Consider the following 18748-nt stretch of genomic DNA (forward strand, 5'->3'; position numbering starts at 1 on the left):
GTACGGGGCGCGCCGGACGCCGGGTCACCCGTGCAGCCGGGGACCGCAGTGCGGCCAGGGGCTCGCGCCGCGCCGCACGTACAGCTTCTTCGCCCGGTACGTCTGCTCGGCGGCGGGGGCGTCCTGGGGCCGGCCGGAGCCGCCGAGGCTCTGCCAGGTCTGCGTGTCGAACTGGTAGAGGCCGCCGTAGGTGCCGGTCGCGTCGGTGGCGGCGGGGCGGCCGCCGGACTCGCAGGAGGCCAGCGAGGACCAGTTCAGGCCGTCGGCGCCGGTGACGGAGGCGGGCATCGGCCGGGTGCCGACGCGGATGCGCTGGGTGCGCGGCTCGCGCACCGTCTCGGTCCGCAGGCGCCGCGGTCTCTGCCGGACCCCGTTGACGGTGCGCAGCGCGTACGTGACCCGCCGCATGCCCGGCACCCCGGCCTGGGTGACGACCTCCGTGCCCCGGAACGCGGCGGGGTCCTCGATCCGCTCGGTGGCGTACGCGATGGGCTCCTCGCGCACCTCCTTCGAGCCGGTCACCCGCATCACGGTGATCGTCTGCCCGTCGCGCGGGAAGCTCCCGGCGGGCGCGGAGGTGGTGTCCTGGCCGTGCAGGAAGATCCCGGCCTGCTCGACGGCCTCGCGGACGGTCGCCGCGTTCGTGCGCAGGGTGCGGCGCCGCCCGTCGGCCATGACGGTGACGCTGCGCTCGGTGCGGACGTCGAGGTCGAGGCCGTGCCGGTCGATGCGGTGGGAGCGGGAGGCGGAGACGTAGGCGCCCTCGGCCCGGACACCGAGCTGGTGCAGCGCCCCGGCGACGGTGCGGGCGGTCGTCCACACCTGGCGGCGGTGGCCGTCGAGGGTGAGCCGCACGGGGCGGCCGTAGCGGACGGCGACCTCGTCGCCGCTGGCGAGCGCGGCGGCCCGGCCGGGCGCCACGACGTCGTGGTCGCCGACGTCGACGCCCTCCTCGGTGAGGAGTTCGGTGACGTCGTCGGCGAAGGTGTGCAGGGTGCGTTCGCGGCCGTCGACGCTGAGGTGGATCGCCTTGTCGTCGGCGACGAACGCGGAGGTGCCGCCCGCGAGGAACGCGACGACCAGGGCCTGCGGGAGCAGCCGGCGCAGCGTCTCGGGGCGCTGGTCGGCCTTCTTGCGGCGGGCGGCGCGCCGGGCGGCGGCCCGCCCGGGCACCGGGGCGGTCCCGGACCCGGCCGTCCCGGCCGGGGGCAGGGGCGTCTGGCGCGGCAGCCGGGGCTCGGTCGGGGCGGTGGCCCGCTCGTACTCGTAGGCGGGGCGGTACGTGTCCGCATACGGGTCCGCGTACGTCTCGTACGGCGTATTGCTCACGACGACGCTCCAGGCGCTCCAGGGGTCCGCCCCCGGCCGGGGGCGGATCGGGCGAGCAGAACCTAGCGGAGCGCCGGTCACTCTCCAAAGCAGCACGACTACGCAGTGTCGTGTCTCTGCCCGGAGGTGAGCGGGTCCGATCGTTATCGGTCAGTAACCGAAGGCACGGGCCGTATTGGCGGAGACCGCGGTGGCGAGGGTGTCCTCGTCGACGCCCCTGACGGCCGCCATCGCGCGCAGCGTGACCGGAATGAGATACGGGGCATTAGGCCGACCGCGGTACGGGGCCGGGGTCAGGAAGGGCGCGTCGGTCTCCACCAGGACCAGTTCGAGGGGGGCCACGGCCAGGGCGTCGCGCAGCGGCTGCGCGTTCTTGAAGGTCATGTTCCCGGCGAAGGACATGAAGTAGCCGTGCTCCGCGCAGACTTGGGCCATGGCCGCGTCGCCGGAGTAGCAGTGGAAGACGGTGCGCTCGGGAGCGCCCTCCTCCTTCAGGACGCTTAGCACATCCTCGTGGGCGTCGCGGTCGTGGATGACCAGCGTCTTGCCGTGCCGCTTGGCGATCTCGATGTGGGCGCGGAAGGAGCGCTCCTGGGCGGCCTTGCCCTCGGGTCCCGTGCGGAAGTAGTCGAGGCCCGTCTCGCCGACGCCCTTGACCTGCGGGAGCGCGGCGAGCCGGTCGATCTCGGCGAGCGCCTCGTCGAGCCCGGCGTCCCCGAGCGGCTGCCGGACGCCCTGCCGTGACCAGTTGTCGGGGTCGCCGTGGACGATGCGCGGCGCTTCGTTCGGGTGCAGGGCGACGGTGGCGTGCACGCTCGGGTGGGCGGCCGCGGTCTCGGCGGCCCAGCGCGAGCCGGCCAGGTCGCAGCCGACCTGCACGACGGTCGTCACCCCCACCGACGCCGCCTTGGCGAGGCCCTCCTCCACGGTGCCCGCCTGCATGTCCAGGTGGGTGTGCGAGTCGGCGACCTCCACCGCGAGGGGTGCGGGCAGCGGCGGCGGGGTGACGTCCTTGGAACGCTCGGGGCTCATGCCCCGATCCTATGAAGGACCCGCGGCCGTGCTCACGCCCCCTTCTTGTGGTGCGCGAACGGGTGCAGCAGGTCGGACAGGTGCCAATGGTGGCGCTCCCCGTCTTCCCCGTCGGGAACCGCGGCCAGCGGGGCGGCGGCGCCCACCGGCCCGGCGGCGGGCGGCGGCACCTGCTGCGGGCGCAGCACGTCGAGCACCGAGGAGACCCGCCCGGCCCGCATGATGCGCACGACGTGGCCGCCGCAGTTCACGCAGGTGGGCCGGGTCAGCGGCGACGGCACGCAGGCGCCGTCGGCCAGGTAGGTCACGAACTCCGCACCGTCACCGTCGACGTGGTGCTCTATCTCGTACGACTGCTCCCAGCCGTGTCCGCACCGCATGCAGGCGAACGAATACGACTCGTGAACGACGGATATCGCCGTGCCGCGATCCGGAACAGGGGGCGTCTGCGCACCGGTGGACGTCGTGGGGACTGCGAACTCGCTCATGTCCGGCTCTCCTTGTCCGCTGGACAAGCGCTGCCCGCGGGCAGCGTGGGGACGGATGCGTCCCTTCGACCAGTGGACGCCTCCGCCGGGCCGAGCGCAAAAGACCTGTCGACTGTTGGAGCCGATTTGGCGTTTCCCTGTCGAAACGGCCCGGCACCCGGTCTTCGCTTTGCCTTTCAGGCTAGTCCTTTACACGCCTATGGGGTGGTTCGCTCCGCATTCTTTGCCGCGACCACGGCATCGAAGACCTCCCGCTTGGGCAGCCCCGCGTCGGCGGCCACGGCGGCGATCGCCTCCTTGCGCCGCTCCCCCGCCTCCTCCCGCACCCGCACCCTGCGCACCAGCTCATCGGGGGTGAGCTCGGCCCCCGACTTCTCCGGCGCGCCCTCCACGACGACGGTGATCTCGCCGCGGACGCCCTCGGCGGCCCAGGCGGCCAGCTCCTTCAGCGGGCCCCGCTTCACCTCTTCGTAGGTCTTGGTCAGCTCCCGGCACACGGCGGCCCTGCGCTCCGCGCCGAACGCCTCGGCCATCGCCGCGAGCGTGTCGTCGAGCCGGTGCGGGGCCTCGAAGTAGACGAGGGTGCGGCGCTCGTCCGCGACGTCCTTGAGGCGGCTGAGCCGCTCGCCCGCCTTGCGCGGCAGGAACCCCTCGAAGCAGAACCGGTCGACGGGCAGCCCGGACAGCGCGAGGGCGGTCAGCACGGCGGACGGGCCCGGCACGGCCGTGACCCGCACCGACCGCTCGACGGCGGCGGCCACCAGCCGGTAGCCGGGGTCGGAGACGGACGGCATGCCCGCGTCGGTCACGAGCAGCACGCGCGCGCCGCCCGCGAGGGCCTCGACCAGCTCCGGCGTGCGCGCCGCCTCGTTGCCCTCGAAGTAGGACACGACGCGCCCGCCGACCCGCACGTCGAGCGCCTGCGCGAGCCGTTTCATGCGCCGGGTGTCCTCGGCGGCGACGATGTCGGCACCGGCCAGCTCCTGGGCGAGCCGCGGCGGGGCGTCGGCGACGTCACCGATGGGCGTGCCGGCGAGCACGAGCGTTCCGGCGGCGGACTGGGATGAATCGGGGCTACCTGTCACGTGTCCATCCTCGCAGGGCCGAGCGGGGGCCGAGCCGGGGCCGAGTCGGGGCCGAGTCGGGGCCGCACACGGGACGCGCACAGCCCGGTTCCCTACGATGGCGCGGTGACCAGTACCGCGTCGTCGTCCCACCCGGCCCCGACCAGCGCTCCGCCCGAGCAGGACCCCGCCGGGGAGCGGCAGCCCCCGGCGTGGCTGCGCGGCCTGCGCCGGTTCGGGTACCGGGCGCAGGAGAGCAGCGGTGATGTCCGCACGCGCCTCGTGCCGCCCTGGCCCGCGCCGTCCTCCCGGCTGTGGGCGGCGTTCGGCCTGAGCCGGTTCACGGCCGCCCGCGCCGAGCGGCTCCTCGGCTGGGCCGGGCCGCTGCTCGTCACCCTCGTCGCCGGTGTGCTGCGGTTCTGGAACCTCGGCAGCCCCAAGGCGGTGATATTCGACGAGACGTACTACGCCAAGGACGCGTGGGCGCTGATCCACCGCGGCTACGAGGTGAACTGGGCCAAGAACGCCAACGACCTCGTCCTCCAGCGCGACGGCCACGTCGGGATCCCGACGGACGCCTCGTACGTCGTGCATCCGCCGGTCGGCAAGTACGTCATTGGGCTCGGCGAGTGGATGTTCGGTTTCGACCCGTTCGGCTGGCGGTTCATGACCGCGGTCCTCGGGACGCTGTGCGTGCTGATGGTGTGCCGGATCGGGCGGCGGCTGTTCCGCTCGACGTTCCTGGGGTGTCTGGCCGGGGCGCTGCTCACGGTCGACGGCCTGGCGTTCGTGATGAGCCGCACCGCGCTGCTCGACTCGGTCCTGGTCTTCTTCGTGGTGGCGGCGTTCGGCTGTCTGCTCGTGGACCGGGACCGCGGCCGCGCGCGGCTTGCGGCGGCGCTCCCGGTCGACGGGCACGGCCTGGTCCGCCCGGACGCGCACACCGCCGAGACTCTGCGCCTGGGCCTGCGCCCCTGGCGGCTGCTTGCCGGCCTCTGCCTGGGCCTGGCCGCGGGCACGAAGTGGAACGGCTTCATCTACCTGGCCGCCTTCGCGCTGCTGTCGGTCCTGTGGGACGTCGGCTCGCGCCGGGTCGCCGGGGCGCGCCGCCCCTACCTGGCGGTGCTCAAGCGGGACGTCGTGCCCGCGTTCGTCTCGACGGTGCCGGTCGCGGTCGTCACGTACGTCCTGTCCTGGCTGGGCTGGATCCTCTCCCCCGCCGACGGCAGCGGCGGCTACTTCCGCGACTGGGCGGCGACCGCGGGCAAGGGCGGCCACTTCACCTGGCTGCCGGACTGGGTGCGCAGCCTGTGGCACTACGAGCACGAGGTCTGGGAGTTCAACACCCACCTCAGCTCGCCGCACACCTACCAGTCCAACCCGTGGAGCTGGATGGTCGACGGCCGCCCGGTCTCGTACTTCTACGAGTCCCCGGCGGCGGGCCGCCAGGGCTGCCCGGCGGACGCGGCGGACAAGTGCGCCCGCGAGGTGCTCGCGCTCGGCACCCCGCTGCTGTGGTGGGCGGCCTGCTTCGCGCTGCTGTTCGTCCTGTGGCGCTGGTTCTTCCGCCGCGACTGGCGGGCGGGCGCGATCGTCTGCGGCGTCGTGGCGGGCTACGCGCCCTGGTTCCAGTACCAGGAGCGGACGATCTTCTACTTCTACGCGGTGGTCTTCGCGCCGTTCCTCTGCCTGGCCCTGGCGATGACGCTCGGCGCGATCATCGGCAGACCCGGCGCGAGCGAACGCCGCCGGGTGGCCGGCGCGGCGGCGGCCGGGGTCCTGGTCCTGCTGATCGCCTGGAACTTCATCTACTTCTGGCCCATCTACACGGGCACGGCGATCCCGATGGACTCGTGGCGGTCGCGGATGTGGCTGGATACCTGGGTCTAGCCGGCCGGCCACGTCCCCGTGGTTCAATGCCCCGCATGGCGGCGAACGGTACGCACCTGGGACCGTTGGAACAGGTCGGAGCGGCGTGGGGGATCGGGGACGCCACCCGCCCTGACACCCACTGGGTGGAGCTCCGCCCCGGCGGGCTCCATCGGCATGCGCCGGACTGCGAAGGCCGGTTGATCCCGTGGGCGAGGATCATGACCGGTGTCCGGCTGACGTGGGGCAAGCACTCCTGGAACACGAACGCCCGGGGCATGTACACACTCCGGGGAACGGTCGCCGGGCGCGACGGCGGCTGGCTGCACCTGACTCTCCGGCACCCGCACGAGGACCACCAGCTGCGCTTCGACCAGCACACGCGCCCCTACCGGGCGGTGGATGCCCTCCGGCTGGAGAGTCTGCTGCGCGAGCTGGTCGATGAGGGGAAGCCCCACCTCCTCGGCGACCCCGGGTGGGTGGGACGTGCCGTGTCCTGTCTGACCGGCGGGCGGAACAGCCGGCTCACGCAGCGCGCGCTGCGGCAGGCGGCGGCCGAGGCCGTGGCGACGGCCGGTCCCGAGGGACGCTGACGGCGCCCCCAGCGGATCGGCACGGCCCTTCCCGCCCTCCCGGGTGGCTGGATACCTGGGTCTGAGCCGGTTTCGGGGTAAATGGTGATCACTCTTCGGACACCTTCGGACACCATCTGGAAAACACCCTGCCCACGGGCCGCAGGACATGCCTACAGTCCCTTCCGACAACCTGGGGAGGGGCGCGCATGCGCAAGGGGGCCAAGGTCGCCATCGTCGGCGGGGTGTTCACCGTGATGGTGGGCGGCGCCGGGTACGGGGCGTACAACATCGTGACGGCGGTGGCGGGGGACGGCGGTTCGTCGGCGGCGGGTGCGCCGGCCGCGCCCCGCAGCGGGCCGCCGAGCGGCGAGGAGATCAAGGAGACGTCGGCGAAGTTCCTGGCGGCGTGGGCGCGGGGCGACGCGGAGGGCGCGGCGGCCTACACGAACTACGCGCAGAGCGCGGGGCCCGCCCTGCGCGGCTGGCAGGACGACGCGCACGTCACGCACACCGTCCTGACGGCGGGCGCGCCGGCCGGGGCGAAGGTCCCCTTCACGGTGAAGGCGACGGTCGCGTTCGACGGCAAGAAGCGGACGATGACGTACGGCTCGTCACTGACGGTCGTGCGCGGGGAGACCACCGGCAAGGCGCTGGTGCGCTGGCGGCCGTCCGTGCTCCACCCGGACCTGCGCGAGGGCGACACGCTCGTCACCGGTGAGGCGGCGGCGCCGCCCATCGAGGCCGTCGACCGCGGCGGCGCTGTGCTGACCGCGCAGAAGTATCCCTCGCTCGGGCCCGTCCTGGACACGCTGCGCGCCAAGTACGGCAAGGACGCGGGCGGTTCGCCGGGCGTCGAGACGTACGTCCGTCACGAGGACGCCGACGGCACGAGCACGGCGAAGACGCTGCTGACCCTCGCCAAGGGCCGGCCGGGCACCCTGCACACGACGATCAGCGCGAGCGCGCAGGCCGCGGCCGAGCAGGCGGTGACGAAGTTCTCCAAGTCGGCGGTGGTGGCGGTCAAGCCGTCCACCGGCGAGGTCCTCGCGGTCGCCAACCACGGGTACGGCGAGTTCAACGCCGCCTTCGAGGGCAAGCTCGCGCCGGGTTCCACGATGAAGGTCATCACGGCGGCGGCCCTCATCGACAACGGTGTCACCTCGATGAACGGCCCCGCGCCCTGCCCGGACGCGGCGCCCGCGCTGAGCCAGACCTTCCACAACCTCACGGGCATGGTCCCCGACGAGGGCGCGACGCTCTCCAGCAGCTTCCAGCGCTCCTGCAACACCGCCTTCATCAAGCTCTCCGACGACCTGGGCGCGCAGAAGTTCGCCGCCGAGGCCCAGGACCGGTTCGGGCTCGGCAAGGACTGGCAGACCGGGATCGTCTCCTACGACGGCTCCGTGCCCGTCAACGGGAACTCGGACGACCCGGCCGGGATGATCGGCCAGGGCAAGGTGCTGATGAACCCGCTGAACATGGCGTCGGTCACCGCGACCGCGATCACCGGCACCTTCCGCCAGCCCGTCCTGGTCTCCCCGAAGCTCGGCGACCGCCGGCTGGCCACCGCGCAGGGGCTGCCGGCCTCGACCGTGGCGCAGCTCAAGCAGATGATGCGGCTGACCGCGACCTCCGCCATCGGCACGGCCACGCAGGCGATGGCCGGGCTCGGCGGTGACATCGGGGCGAAGACCGGTTCGGCGGAGGTCGACGGGCAGTCGGTGGCCAACTCCTGGTTCACCGGCTACCGCGGGGACGTCGCCGCGGCGGCGATGGCGGAGGGCGGCGGCCACGGCGGCGACGCGGCCGGACCCGTCGTGGCGTCCGTGCTGCGCGCGGGATCGTAGGCGAAACCGTCGGGTGGCGTACGGCGTTCTGTCCTACGGGACAGGCGACTTGGGCCCACCCCGTAATCTGGGCCACCCGCAGAACCACCGGAGGACGACGTTGGGCACCAGAGGCAAGCGCAGGGACGCGCCCGCGCGCCGCAACACCAGCACCCTGGTGATCGCAGCGGCGGCCGCCGTCGCCGTGGTCGGGGCGGGCGTCGGCGCGTACGCCCTGATGGACGGCGGCGCGGGGTCCTCCGCGGCGGTCGACGGCAAGCCCGCGGTCCCCTCCGGGCCGCCGAGCGCCGCCGAGATCAAGGCGGTGGCCACCGGCTTCCTCGGCGCCTGGCAGTCCGGTGACGTGGCGAAGGCGGCCGCGTACACGGACGACGCGGGCGCCGCGCGGACCGCGCTGACCGGTCTGGCCAAGGACGCCCGCCTCACCGACGTGAAGCTCGCCCCGGGCGCCCGGAAGGGCGCCACGGTCCCCTTCCACGTCACCGCGATGGTCTCGTACGCGGAGAAGGCGGGCGGGCCCGGCGTCAGCAAGCCCTACGCCTACGACTCCGCGCTGTCGGCCGTGCGCCGCAAGAGCGACGGCAAGGTCCTGGTCGGCTGGGAGCCGTCCGTCGTCCACCCGGAGCTGAAGGACGGCGACCGGCTCGTCACCGGGGAGGCGGGCGACCCGCCGGTCAAGGCGCAGGACCGGGACGGCGGCGAGCTGACCGCCGCGAAGTACCCCTCGCTCGGCACCGTTCTCGACGGGCTGCGCGAGAAGTTCGGCAAGAAGGCGGGCGGCACCGCGGGCGTGGAGCTGCGCGTCGTGCGCAAGGCGCCGGCCAAGGGCGCCGAGAAGAACGCGCTGCCCGACAAGACCCTGGTCACCCTCTCCGAAGGCACCCCGGGCACGGTACGCACCACGATCAGCCCCTCGGTGCAGGCCGCCGCCGAGAAGCAGGTCGCCTCCCGCGAGCGGGCCTCGGTCGTCGTCCTGCGGCCCTCGACCGGCGAGATCCTCGGCGTTGCCAACTCCAGCCCCGGCTTCAACACCGCGTTCCAGGGCTCGCTCGCGCCCGGCTCCACGATGAAGGTCATCACCTCCTCGCTGCTGCTGGAGAAGGGGCTGGCCGGCGTCGACAAGAAGCACCCGTGCCCGAAGTACTTCACGTACGGGCACTGGAAGTTCCAGAACGACGACAAGTTCGAGATCAAGGACGGCACGTTCAAGGCGAGCTTCGCGCGGTCCTGCAACACGGCCTTCATCAGCCAGGCCCCGAAGCTGGAGGACGACTCGCTGACCAAGCAGGCGCAGCAGGTCTTCGGGCTCGGCCTGGACAACTGGGCGATCGGGGTGCCGAGCTTCGACGGCGCGGTGCCGGTGCAGTCGCAGGCGCAGATGGCGGCGTCGCTGATCGGGCAGGGCGGGGTGCGGATGAACCCGCTGAACATGGCGTCGGTCGCCGCGACCGTGAAGTCCGGCACCTTCCACCAGCCCTACCTGGTCTCGCCGGACGTCGACCACCGCACGCTGGCGAAGGCCGCGCGCACCCTGTCCGCGGGGACCCTGGCGGATCTGCGGGAGCTGATGCACTACACGGCGGTCGCGGGTACGGCCGTCGAGCCGATGTCCGGGCTCGGGGCGGACATGGGGGCGAAGACGGGGTCGGCGGAGGTCGACGGGCAGAAGGAGCCCAACGGGTGGTTCACGGCGTGGCGGGGGGATCTCGCGGCGGCGGCGGTGGTGCAGCAGGGTGGGCATGGGGGGGATTCGGCGGGGCCGGTGGTGCGGGCGATGCTCCTGAACGGGGGGTGACCCCGGCCCGCCCCCGGCCCGGGGCCACCCCGGCACGCCTTCGACCACCCCGCCGCCGTGGCTGGTCGCGCAGTTCCCCGCGCCCCTAAAAGACTTCGCCTGCACCGCCGCCGTGGCTGAGCGCGCAGTTCCCCGCGCCCCTAAAAGACTTCGTCCGCACCGCCGTCGTGGCTGAGCGCGCAGTTCCCCGCGCCCCTGGAGCATGCGGCTCCGCCGCAGCCCCATGGGCGCCCGATGAGAGGTCGCACGAAGTGCGCCTCTCAGGGGCGCGGGGAACGGCGCGAGAAGCCCCACCGGGCCGCAGACGGAAGGCAGGGGCGCACGAAGTGCGCCTTTCAGGGGCGCGGGGAACTGCGCGACCAGCCCCCACCAACCCGCACAGGTGTGTGACGGCACAGGGATCCCGCCGGCCGAGCGGAGCTCAGGGCGCTGAGTTCTTGAAGCCGGAGGCCACCGCCGTGATCCCCCCGTCGACGGGAAGGACCACCCCCGTCACCCACCCCGCATCCGCGGACGCGAGAAACGCCACCGCCGCCGCGATGTCCTCGGGCTCCCCGACCCGCCCCAGCGGGTACAGCGGTGCCAGGACATCGGGGTCGCGCCCCTGCCCCGTCCAGGCAGGCGTACGCACGGTGCCGGGCGCGACGAGGTTGACCCGCACACCGCGCGGACCCGCGTGCCCGGCGAGGGTACGGGTGAGGGAGATGAGGCCGGCCTTGGCCGCGCTGTAGGCGTGACAGCCGAAGTCCTGGAGGCCGTTGACCGAGCCGATGCTGACGATCGCGCCGCGGCCGGACGCGGCGAGGTGCGGCAGGGCCGCCTTGCAGCAACGGTAGGCACCGGTGAGGGACAGGTCGAGATCGCGGGCCCACGCCTCGTCGTCCTCGTCCTCGAAGAGCGAGGCGTCGGAGTGGCACGCGTAGGCGTTGTTGACCAGGACGTCGAGGCGGCCGAACACGTCCACCGCGGCCGCGACGGCGGCCCGCACCGAGCCCGGGTCGCCCACGTCGCAGAGGTGCGCGACGGCGTCACCGCCCCGCTCGCGGATCCGCGCCGCCGTCTTCTCCGCGCCCACCAGGTCGATGTCGGTGACCAGCACCCGGCCGCCCTCGGCGGCGAGCCGGTCCGCGACGGCGGCGCCGATGCCGCGCCCCGCGCCGGTGACCAGTGCCGCATGCCCCTCGAAACGTGTCATGGCCCGGACGCTACTCGCCGGGTGCCGCCCGGGTCAGCCCCCGCGGGCCCCCGGGTTCACCGGCCCGACACCACCTCGCGCACGGCCCGGACCAGCGCCTGGGCGCGCGGGTCCGCGGTGACGCCCTTGCCCAGCCCGTTGGTGACGTAGCCGAACGCGATGCCCGTCTCCGGGTCGGCGAAGCCGAGGGCGCCGCCGCGGCCGGGGTGGCCGAAGGAGTGCGGGGTGAGCAGCGGCGAGGCGACGCCGTGCAGCATGTAGCCGAGGCCGAAGCGGGAGGGGACGGCCAGGACGCGGTCGGGTCCTGCCGAGGCCTCCGTGCGGGCGAGGCGGACCGTGTCCGGGGTGAACAGCCGGGTGCCGCCGTCCACCTCGCCGATCAGGGCGGCGTAGAAGCGGGCCAGGCCGTCCGCGGTGGCGATGCCGTTGGAGCCGGGGAGTTCGGCGGCGCGGTAGCCGGGGTCGTTCTCGTCCGGCGCCGGGCTCACCGTGTCGAAGGCCCGCCGGGTCAGGGAGCGCGGGTCCGTGTACGCCTCGCGCAGGGCCGCCTTGGGGCGCGAGCGCGGGGCGCCGGGCACGGCCGGGGGTGCGACGGGTCCGACGCGGCCGGCCCGGTGGGCCCGGGCGGCGGGCAGCCCGATCCACAGGTCGGCGCGGGCAGGACCGGCGATCTCCTGGGCGACGAAGGTGCCGAGGGAGCCTCCGGTGACCCGGCGCACGAGTTCGCCGGTGAGCCAGCCGTAGGTCTGGGCGTGGTAGCCGTGGTCCGTGCCGGGCTCCCAGAACGGGGCCTGCGCGGCGACGGCGGCGGCCGCGCGGTCGTGGTCGGCGGCCTCCGCGGGGGTCAGCGGCCGGTCGAGGGCCGGGACGCCGGCGCGGTGCGCGAGGACGTGCCGGACGAGCGCGTTCTCCTTGCCCCGCGCCTTGAACTCGGGCCAGTAGTGCGCGACGGGCGCGTCCAGGTCGAGGGCGCCGCGCTGGTGGAGCAGGAGCAGCGTGGCGGCGGCCACGCCCTTGGTGGCGGACCGCAGGATCTGCCCGGTCCCGGACGTCCACGGCGCCGGCCCGTCGGGGCCGTCCGTCCCCGCCTGCTCGTCGACATCCCGCGCCTCCGCCCGCCCGTCGGCGTCCCGCGTCCCCGCCCGTCCATCGACGTCCCGCGTCCCCGCGTACACGTCGACGACCTTGTGGCCGTCCCGGTAGACGACGAGGCCCGCGCCGCGTTCGCCGCGCTCCGTGAAGTTCCGGGCGAAGGCCGCGCCGACGCCTTCGAATCCAGGGGCGAGGGTGCCGTTCACTGCTGTGTCCACGGTCCGTGCAACAGCCACCGATGCGGGTTGATTCCGCTCAGGCGGGGCTCGCCCCGCGCGCGGCCGCCACCGGGTCGAAGCCGAACGGCAGCTCCAGGCGGTGGGCCCGCATCAGCTCCTCGTCCTTGAGGAGGTCACCGGTCGGGCCGTCGGCGACGAGGGTGCCCTCGCTGAGGATCACCGCGCGGGGGCACAGCTCCATGGCGTAGGGCAGGTCGTGCGTGACCATCAGGACGGTGACGTCCAGCGCGCGCAGGATGTCGGCGAGTTCGCGGCGCGAGGCGGGGTCGAGGTTGGAGGAGGGCTCGTCCAGGACGAGGATCTCGGGCTCCATCGCGAGGACGGTGGCGACCGCGACGCGGCGGCGCTGGCCGAAGGAGAGGTGGTGCGGCGGCCGGTCGGCGTACTCCGCCATGCCGACGGAGGTGAGCGCCGTGCGCACCCGCGCTTCGAGCGCGGGACCCTTCAGTCCCGCGGCGGCCGGGCCGAACGCGACGTCCTCGCGGACCGTCGGCATGAACAGCTGGTCGTCGGGGTCCTGGAAGACGATGCCGACCTTGCGGCGGATCTCCGCCATGTTCCGCTTGTCGACGGGCAGGCCGGCGACGGTGACGGTGCCCGCGCCGCCGGTCAGGATGCCGTTCAGGTGCAGCACGAGGGTGGTCTTGCCCGCGCCGTTCGGGCCGAGCAGCGCCACTCGCTCGCCCTTGCCGATCGTCAGGTCGACGCCGAAGAGGGCCTGGTGTCCGTCGGGGTAGGCGAAGGCGAGCCCCGCCACGTTCAAAGATGCAGTCACAGCGTCCATCCCAGCAGACAGACCACGAGGGCCGCACCCGGCAGGGTCAGCGCGGACGCCCACTGGGCGCGCACCGCCGTCACCTCGTCGATCACCGGCATGGACCCGGCGTACCCACGGCTGACCATCGCCAGGTGCACGCGCTCGCCGCGCTCGTAGGAGCGGATGAACAGCGCGCCGGCCGATTTGGCGAGGACGCCCCAGTGGCGTACGCCGCTCGCCGCGAAGCCGCGCGACTCCCGGGCGATCTTCATGCGCCGCATCTCGTCGGTGATGACGTCGCCGTAGCGGATCATGAAGGAGGCGATCTGGACCAGCAGCGGCGGCAGCCTCAGCCGCTGGAGGCCGAGCAGCAGTGCGCGCAGCTCCGTGGTGGAGGCGAGGAGCACCGAGGCGGCGACCCCGAGCGTGCCCTTGGCCAGCACGTTCCACGCGCCCCACAGTCCGCTCTCGCTCAGCGACAGGCCGAGCACCTGCACCCGCTCGCCCTCGGCGACGAACGGCATGAGGAGCGCGAAGGCGACGAAGGGCACCTCGATGAGCAGCCGCTTGAGCAGGTACCCCGCCGGCACGCGGGCCGCGGCGGCGACGGCGGCCAGCAGCACCGCGTACAGCGCGAACGCCCACATCGCCTCGCGCGGTGTGGAGACGACGACCACGACGAAGCAGAAGACGGCGGCGAGCTTGGTGTGCGGGGGCAGCGCGTGCACGGGTGAGTGCCCGGCGCGGTAGAGGCGGTGCGCGTGTCCTGCGCCCATGTCAGACGGACTCGCCGACGGTGACCTCGGTGGAGGCGGCGTCACCGGTACGGCGCCTGCGCAGCGCCCAGAAGATCCCGGAGCCGGCGACGACGGTCACGCCGACGCCGATGATCCCGGCGAGGCCGCCGGAGAGGCGGGCGTCGGTGATGTCCTTGACGCCGTAGTCGGCGAGCGGCGAGTCGGCGGAGGCGTGCTCCTCGGTCTTCTTGTCGATGCCCTTGTCGTGGGCGACCTTCTCCAGGCCGTCGGGGCTGGCCGAGGCGTAGAAGGAGACGAACCCGGCGAGCACGAGGGAGGTGACCAGGCCGGTGATCCAGATCTTGCGGTGCGAGCGGGCGGCCACGGGGGCGGGCGCCGCGGCCGGGGCGTCGACCAGCTCGCCGCCGACCTTCAGCTTGAGCGGCCGGGCGAGGCCGCGGGCGCCGTACACGAGGTCCGGCCGGACGGCGACGACGGCGCCGACGGTGAGGGCGGTGATGGCGGCCTCGCCGATGCCGATGAGGACGTGCACGCCGATCATCGCGGTGGCGACCTTGCCGATCGAGACGTCGGTCGTCCCCCCGATGGCGTAGATGAGGGTGAAGACGACGGCGGCGGCCGGCACGGAGAGTACGGCGGCGACGAAGGAGGCGACGGTGATCGAGCGGCGCGAGCGCGGCAGCACCTTCACCAGGCCGCGGAAGACGAGGTAGGCGACGACGGTGGTGGTGATCGCCATGTCCGTGATGTTCACGCCGAGCGCGGTGAGGCCGCCGTCGGCGAAGAGCACGCCCTGCATCAGCAGGACCACGGACACGCACAGGACCCCGGTGTAGGGGCCCACCAGTATCGCGGCCAGCGCACCGCCCAGGAGATGGCCGCTGGTGCCCGCGGCGACGGGGAAGTTGAGCATCTGCACGGCGAAGATGAACGCGGCGACCAGGCCGGCCAGCGGCGCGGTGCGCTCGTCGAGTTCGCGGCGGGCGCCGCGCAGGCTGACGGCGACGGCGCCCGCGGCGACGACACCGGCCGCCGCGGAGACCGGGGCGTTGATGAATCCGTCGGGTACATGCATGGCGGGGCTCTCCGGCGCTGGGCAGCTGGTTAACCGTTCGATGATAGTGCCTTGTTGCGAACGGCTCGCAAGAGCGTCTCGCGCTCAGCTGCGCAGGCGTGCCATCCCGGCCCGGAAACCCTGGCCGCAATACCCGGACATATGGGACATTGGATGGCATGACCGTCGGCGAGCAGTACGTGGAGCAGTACGCCCGGGCGCATGTCGTCACCGACTCCCCGGACGCCACCCGCGCCGTGCCGGTCGTGCTGCGCTACGACGGCCGGGTCCGCGTCACCCTGCCGGACCTCGGCGAGTGGGTCTTCCCGCGCGAGCTGCTGGAGAGCGGTCTGCGCGCGCCGGTCAGCGGCGACTCCATCCGCATCTGGCCGTGCGGGCGGGTGCAGGCGGTCATCGAGTTCCACGCGCACGCCCCCGGACAGCCGAACGGGGTGACGGTCGTGCAGTTCGACGTCAAAGCGCTGATCCGCTTCCTGCGTCGTACGTACACGGCCGTCACCCCGGCGACGGTCACGCACTGATCGACCGGTCGGGCCGTCCGGTCAGCTCGACCGGCCGGCTCGTCCGGGCATTGCGTCCGGTCAGTGCGTCCGGTCAGTGCGTCCGGTCAGGCGGAGACCAGATCCTTGTCGTCCCTGTCCTCCCTCGGACGGCCCGCGGCCTCGGCCGCGTTCAGGCCCTCGCCCTCGACGTCCACGTTCGGCAGCACGCGCTCCAGCCACTTCGGCAGCCACCAGGCCTTCTTGCCGAGCAGCGCGAGCACGGCGGGCACGATCGCCATGCGGACCACGAACGCGTCGAAGAAGACGGCGATCGCCAGGCCGAAGCCGATCATCTTCACCATCTGCTCCGAGGAGCCGATGAAGCCCGAGAACACCGCGATCATGATGACCGCCGCGGCCGTGACCACCCGGGCGCCGTGCTTGAAGCCGGTGACGACGGCCTGCGCGGGCCGCTCCCCGTGGACGTACGCCTCGCGCATCCGGGTCACGAGGAAGACCTCGTAGTCCATCGCGAGACCGAAGACCACGCCCACCATGAAGATCGGCATCATCGACATGACCGGGCCGGTCTGCTCCACCCCGAAGAGCGAGCCGAGCCAGCCCCACTGGAAGACGGCGACGACGGCGCCGAGGGCGGCGAGCACCGAGAGCAGGAAGCCGAGGGCCGCCTTGAGCGGGACGAGGATCGAGCGGAAGACGACCATCAGGAGCAGGAACGCCAGGCCGACGACGAGCCCCAGGTAGGGCACGAGCGCGTCGTTGAGCTTCTGCGAGACGTCGATGTTCATGGCCGTGGAGCCGGTGACCGCGAGGTCGGCGCCGGTGTCGGCCTTGATGTCCCGGCCCGCGTCGCGGATCGCGTGGACGACGTCCTCGGTCTCGACGGAGGACGGCTTGTACTTCGAGACGACGTTCACGATCGCGGTGTCGCCGGCCTTGTTGAAGGTGGCCGGGGTGACGGCCGCGACGCCGTCGGTCTTCTTGATGGTGGAGACGACCCGGTCGACGGCGGCCTTCGGGTCCTGCGCGCCCTTGGCGTCGACGACCGTCATCAGCGGGCCGTTGAAGCCGGGGCCGAAGCCCTCGGAGAGCAGGTCGTAGGCCTTGCGCTGGGTGGTGTCGGTGGGCTGGGCGCCGTCGTCGGGCAGGCCGAGTTCGAGCGAGGCGACCGGGACGGCGACGGCGCCGAGGCCGATGACGCCGGCGACGAGGACCATCACCGGGCGGCGCAGCACGAAGCGGGCCCAGCGGGTGCCCATGTTGGCCCTGGGCTCGGCGGGCCGGTCGGTCGCCTGCGCCTTGCGGGCCTTGCGGCCGTGGACGCGCTTGCCCGCGTAGCCGAGCAGCGCCGGGATGAGGGTGAGCGCGATGAGCACCGCGATGGCGACCGTGCCGGCGGCGGCGACGCCCATCTTCGTCAGCATCGGGATGTTCACGACGGCGAGGCCGACCAGGGCGATGACGACGGTCAGACCGGCGAAGACGACGGCCGAGCCCGCGGTGCCGACGGCCCGTCCCGCCGCCTCCTCGCGCTCGCGGCCCTCGGCCAGTTCGGCGCGGTAGCGGGAGACGATGAACAGGGCGTAGTCGATGCCGACCGCGAGGCCGATCATCATCGCCAGGGTGGAGGTGGTGGTGCCCAGGTCGAGCGCGTTCGCCAGCGCGGTGATCGACGAGACGCCGATGCCGACGCCGATCAGCGCGGTCAGCAGCGGGAGCCCGGCCGCGAGCAGCGAGCCGAAGGTGATGACCAGGACCACGGCGGCGATGGCGATGCCGATCACCTCGGTGGCGCCGGTCTCCGGCATCGCCTGGAGCGCGTCACCGCCGACCTCGACGGTCAGACCGGTCTGCTTCGCCTCGTCGATGACCTTCTGCAGCGCGTCCCGGTCGTCGTCGGTCAGCTCCATCGAGGAGACCTTGTACGTGGCCGAGGTGTAGGCGATCCGGCCGTCCTTGCTGACCGTCTTCGCCTGGTACGGGTCGGCGACGGACGCGACCTGCTTCGAGCTGGACTTCAGGGCGGCGACGGTGTCCTGGACGTCCGCCTTGTTCGCGGCGCCGGTCAGCTTCTCGTGGGCCGGGGCCTTGAAGACCACGCGGGCGGTGGCGCCGTCGGCGGCCGAGCCGGGGAAGCGGGCGTCGAGCAGGTCGAAGGCCTTCTGGGCCTCCGTGCCGGGTATCGAGAAGGAGCTGGAGGCGGCGGTCGGCGCGGTGGCGGCGCCCACGCCGGCGAGCGTGAGCAGCGCCACCCAGATGAGGGCGACGAAGTGCCGCCTGCGGAAGGCGAGCTTGCCGAGTTTGTAGAGGAACGTGGCCACGAGGGCGTACTCCGGTCAGGTCAGGGGGGCAGGGCGGATCAGCCCGACGACGTGAGCGGTCGCGTCAGGTGCGGGGAGATACGGGTCGGTCGGGTTCAGGCGCTGAGGGCGGGGAGGACCACGGCGTCGATGTACGAGGTCAGATAGGCCTGGGTGGGTGGCTTCTCGTCGATGAGCGTGCGGGTGGCGAACGCGCCGATCAGCATCTGGAGCACATAGCCGAGCGCCGGGTTGTCGGCCCGGATCTCGCCGCGCTCCACGGCTCTCTCCAGCAGCCGGTCGAGCCCGGACAGCTCGGGCGCGACGATCCACTCCCGGAAGGCCGCCAGCAGATCGGGGTTGGCGTGCACGGCCACCATCAGGCCGCGCATCAGCGCGCTGTTCTGCTCCATGTGGCAGTCGTCCTCGCGGACGGCCATCGCGTGCAGGTCACCGCGGAGCGAGCCGGTGTCGATCTCGGCGAACCGCGGCTTCTGGTGCCGCAGCGCCTTCACGACCAGCTCGGCCTTGCCGCCCCACTGACGGTAGAGCGTCGCCTTGCTGGCCCGGGTGCGGGCGGCCACGGCGTCCATCGTCAGGGCGTCGTACCCCACCTCGCGGAGCAGATCGAGCACGGCCCCGTACAGCTCGGCCTCGCGCTCGGGGGTGATGCGGCTGCGGCGCGCCGTTGCTTCCGCGACCATGATCGTCACCTCTCCTCCACTCTTGTACGCCCTGACCCTACCCCGCGAGGTAACGAAACGAAACCGTTTCGTACGTGGGGTTGGCCACACCGGGCCCGGACCCGGCCGGACCCCGGTGCCCCGGTT

At 73.1% G+C, this 18748-nt stretch carries 16 protein-coding genes; 5 read left to right on the forward strand and 11 right to left on the reverse strand.

Annotated features, from left to right (window positions below; all coding sequences use genetic code 11):
- Positions 1-24: 24 nt before the first annotated feature.
- From ACIBW6_RS20000 to rsmI, 4 genes are all read right to left on the reverse strand, one after another.
- A complete protein-coding gene (locus ACIBW6_RS20000; protein WP_399061532.1) occupies positions 25-1377 on the reverse strand; it encodes a ubiquitin-like domain-containing protein in 1353 nt (450 codons plus the stop codon).
- Positions 1378-1479: 102 nt separating this feature from the next.
- Positions 1480-2361 carry a TatD family hydrolase gene (locus ACIBW6_RS20005; protein ID WP_399061304.1) on the reverse strand — a complete coding sequence of 294 codons (882 nt, stop codon included), beginning with the start codon at positions 2359-2361 and terminating at the stop codon, positions 1480-1482.
- A gap of 32 nt (positions 2362-2393) precedes the next feature.
- Positions 2394-2849 carry a hypothetical protein gene (locus ACIBW6_RS20010; protein ID WP_399061306.1) on the reverse strand — a complete coding sequence of 152 codons (456 nt, stop codon included), beginning with the start codon at positions 2847-2849 and terminating at the stop codon, positions 2394-2396.
- Between the two features lie 197 nt (positions 2850-3046).
- On the reverse strand, positions 3047-3934 hold the full coding sequence (rsmI, locus tag ACIBW6_RS20015) for a 16S rRNA (cytidine(1402)-2'-O)-methyltransferase (RefSeq protein ID WP_399061308.1): 888 nt from the start codon (positions 3932-3934) through the stop codon (positions 3047-3049).
- A 105-nt stretch (positions 3935-4039) separates the two neighbouring features.
- Between rsmI and ACIBW6_RS20020 the strand changes: the two genes are divergently transcribed.
- From ACIBW6_RS20020 to ACIBW6_RS20035, 4 genes are all read left to right on the forward strand, one after another.
- Positions 4040-5803, forward strand: coding sequence for a dolichyl-phosphate-mannose--protein mannosyltransferase (locus ACIBW6_RS20020; protein ID WP_399061310.1), 1764 nt, complete (start codon positions 4040-4042; stop codon positions 5801-5803).
- A 200-nt stretch (positions 5804-6003) separates the two neighbouring features.
- The gene (locus ACIBW6_RS20025) at positions 6004-6375 is read left to right on the forward strand and encodes a hypothetical protein (RefSeq protein ID WP_399061311.1); all 372 of its coding nucleotides are present in this window, start codon (positions 6004-6006) and stop codon (positions 6373-6375) included.
- Between the two features lie 188 nt (positions 6376-6563).
- On the forward strand, positions 6564-8204 hold the full coding sequence (locus ACIBW6_RS20030) for a penicillin-binding transpeptidase domain-containing protein (protein ID WP_399061313.1): 1641 nt from the start codon (positions 6564-6566) through the stop codon (positions 8202-8204).
- Between the two features lie 100 nt (positions 8205-8304).
- Positions 8305-9999, forward strand: a complete 1695-nt coding sequence (locus ACIBW6_RS20035; RefSeq protein WP_399061315.1) for a penicillin-binding transpeptidase domain-containing protein — start codon at positions 8305-8307, stop codon at positions 9997-9999.
- Between the two features lie 421 nt (positions 10000-10420).
- Here ACIBW6_RS20035 and ACIBW6_RS20040 read toward each other — a convergent pair whose 3' ends face one another.
- Genes ACIBW6_RS20040 through ACIBW6_RS20060 form a run of 5 tightly spaced genes read right to left on the reverse strand, consistent with a single transcriptional unit; the run spans position 10421 to position 15115 of the window.
- A complete protein-coding gene (locus ACIBW6_RS20040; RefSeq protein WP_399061317.1) occupies positions 10421-11194 on the reverse strand; it encodes an SDR family NAD(P)-dependent oxidoreductase in 774 nt (257 codons plus the stop codon).
- Between the two features lie 56 nt (positions 11195-11250).
- The gene (locus tag ACIBW6_RS20045) at positions 11251-12504 is read right to left on the reverse strand and encodes a serine hydrolase domain-containing protein (RefSeq protein WP_399061319.1); all 1254 of its coding nucleotides are present in this window, start codon (positions 12502-12504) and stop codon (positions 11251-11253) included.
- Positions 12505-12541: 37 nt separating this feature from the next.
- A complete protein-coding gene (locus ACIBW6_RS20050) occupies positions 12542-13309 on the reverse strand; it encodes an energy-coupling factor ABC transporter ATP-binding protein (protein WP_399061321.1) in 768 nt (255 codons plus the stop codon).
- The gene (cbiQ, locus tag ACIBW6_RS20055; RefSeq protein ID WP_399061323.1) at positions 13297-14058 is read right to left on the reverse strand and encodes a cobalt ECF transporter T component CbiQ; all 762 of its coding nucleotides are present in this window, start codon (positions 14056-14058) and stop codon (positions 13297-13299) included. The genes ACIBW6_RS20050 and cbiQ overlap by 13 nt, the downstream gene beginning before the upstream one ends.
- 1 nt (position 14059) lies before the next feature.
- Positions 14060-15115 (reverse strand): energy-coupling factor ABC transporter permease, encoded by a 1056-nt coding sequence (locus ACIBW6_RS20060; protein WP_399061325.1) that lies wholly within the window; start codon positions 15113-15115, stop codon positions 14060-14062.
- 158 nt (positions 15116-15273) lie between these two features.
- On the opposite strand from ACIBW6_RS20060, the gene ACIBW6_RS20065 reads away from it, so the two are divergent.
- The gene (locus tag ACIBW6_RS20065; protein ID WP_399061327.1) at positions 15274-15636 is read left to right on the forward strand and encodes an SsgA family sporulation/cell division regulator; all 363 of its coding nucleotides are present in this window, start codon (positions 15274-15276) and stop codon (positions 15634-15636) included.
- An 86-nt stretch (positions 15637-15722) separates the two neighbouring features.
- Here the strand turns inward: ACIBW6_RS20065 and ACIBW6_RS20070 are convergent, their stop codons facing one another.
- Positions 15723-17939 carry an MMPL family transporter gene (locus ACIBW6_RS20070; protein ID WP_399061330.1) on the reverse strand — a complete coding sequence of 739 codons (2217 nt, stop codon included), beginning with the start codon at positions 17937-17939 and terminating at the stop codon, positions 15723-15725.
- 95 nt (positions 17940-18034) lie between these two features.
- On the reverse strand, positions 18035-18622 hold the full coding sequence (locus ACIBW6_RS20075) for a TetR/AcrR family transcriptional regulator (protein WP_399061332.1): 588 nt from the start codon (positions 18620-18622) through the stop codon (positions 18035-18037).
- Positions 18623-18748 lie beyond the last annotated feature (126 nt).

Source organism: Streptomyces sp. NPDC049813 (assembly GCF_044465085.1).
In the GTDB taxonomy this organism is placed as follows: Bacteria; Actinomycetota; Actinomycetes; order Streptomycetales; family Streptomycetaceae; genus Streptomyces.

What these genes read in the sequence shown, in the direction of transcription:
- ACIBW6_RS20005 (WP_399061304.1), bottom strand. Translation starts at nt 2,361, where the DNA reads ATGAGCCCCGAGCGTTCCAAGGACGTCACCCCGCCGCCGCTGCCCGCA.
- ACIBW6_RS20010 (WP_399061306.1), bottom strand. Translation starts at nt 2,849, where the DNA reads ATGAGCGAGTTCGCAGTCCCCACGACGTCCACCGGTGCGCAGACGCCC.
- ACIBW6_RS20025 (WP_399061311.1), top strand. Translation starts at nt 6,004, where the DNA reads ATGACCGGTGTCCGGCTGACGTGGGGCAAGCACTCCTGGAACACGAAC.
- ACIBW6_RS20030 (WP_399061313.1), top strand. Translation starts at nt 6,564, where the DNA reads ATGCGCAAGGGGGCCAAGGTCGCCATCGTCGGCGGGGTGTTCACCGTG.
- ACIBW6_RS20040 (WP_399061317.1), bottom strand. Translation starts at nt 11,194, where the DNA reads ATGACACGTTTCGAGGGGCATGCGGCACTGGTCACCGGCGCGGGGCGC.
- ACIBW6_RS20050 (WP_399061321.1), bottom strand. Translation starts at nt 13,309, where the DNA reads ATGGACGCTGTGACTGCATCTTTGAACGTGGCGGGGCTCGCCTTCGCC.
- cbiQ (WP_399061323.1), bottom strand. Translation starts at nt 14,058, where the DNA reads ATGGGCGCAGGACACGCGCACCGCCTCTACCGCGCCGGGCACTCACCC.
- ACIBW6_RS20060 (WP_399061325.1), bottom strand. Translation starts at nt 15,115, where the DNA reads ATGCATGTACCCGACGGATTCATCAACGCCCCGGTCTCCGCGGCGGCC.
- ACIBW6_RS20065 (WP_399061327.1), top strand. Translation starts at nt 15,274, where the DNA reads ATGACCGTCGGCGAGCAGTACGTGGAGCAGTACGCCCGGGCGCATGTC.
- ACIBW6_RS20075 (WP_399061332.1), bottom strand. Translation starts at nt 18,622, where the DNA reads ATGGTCGCGGAAGCAACGGCGCGCCGCAGCCGCATCACCCCCGAGCGC.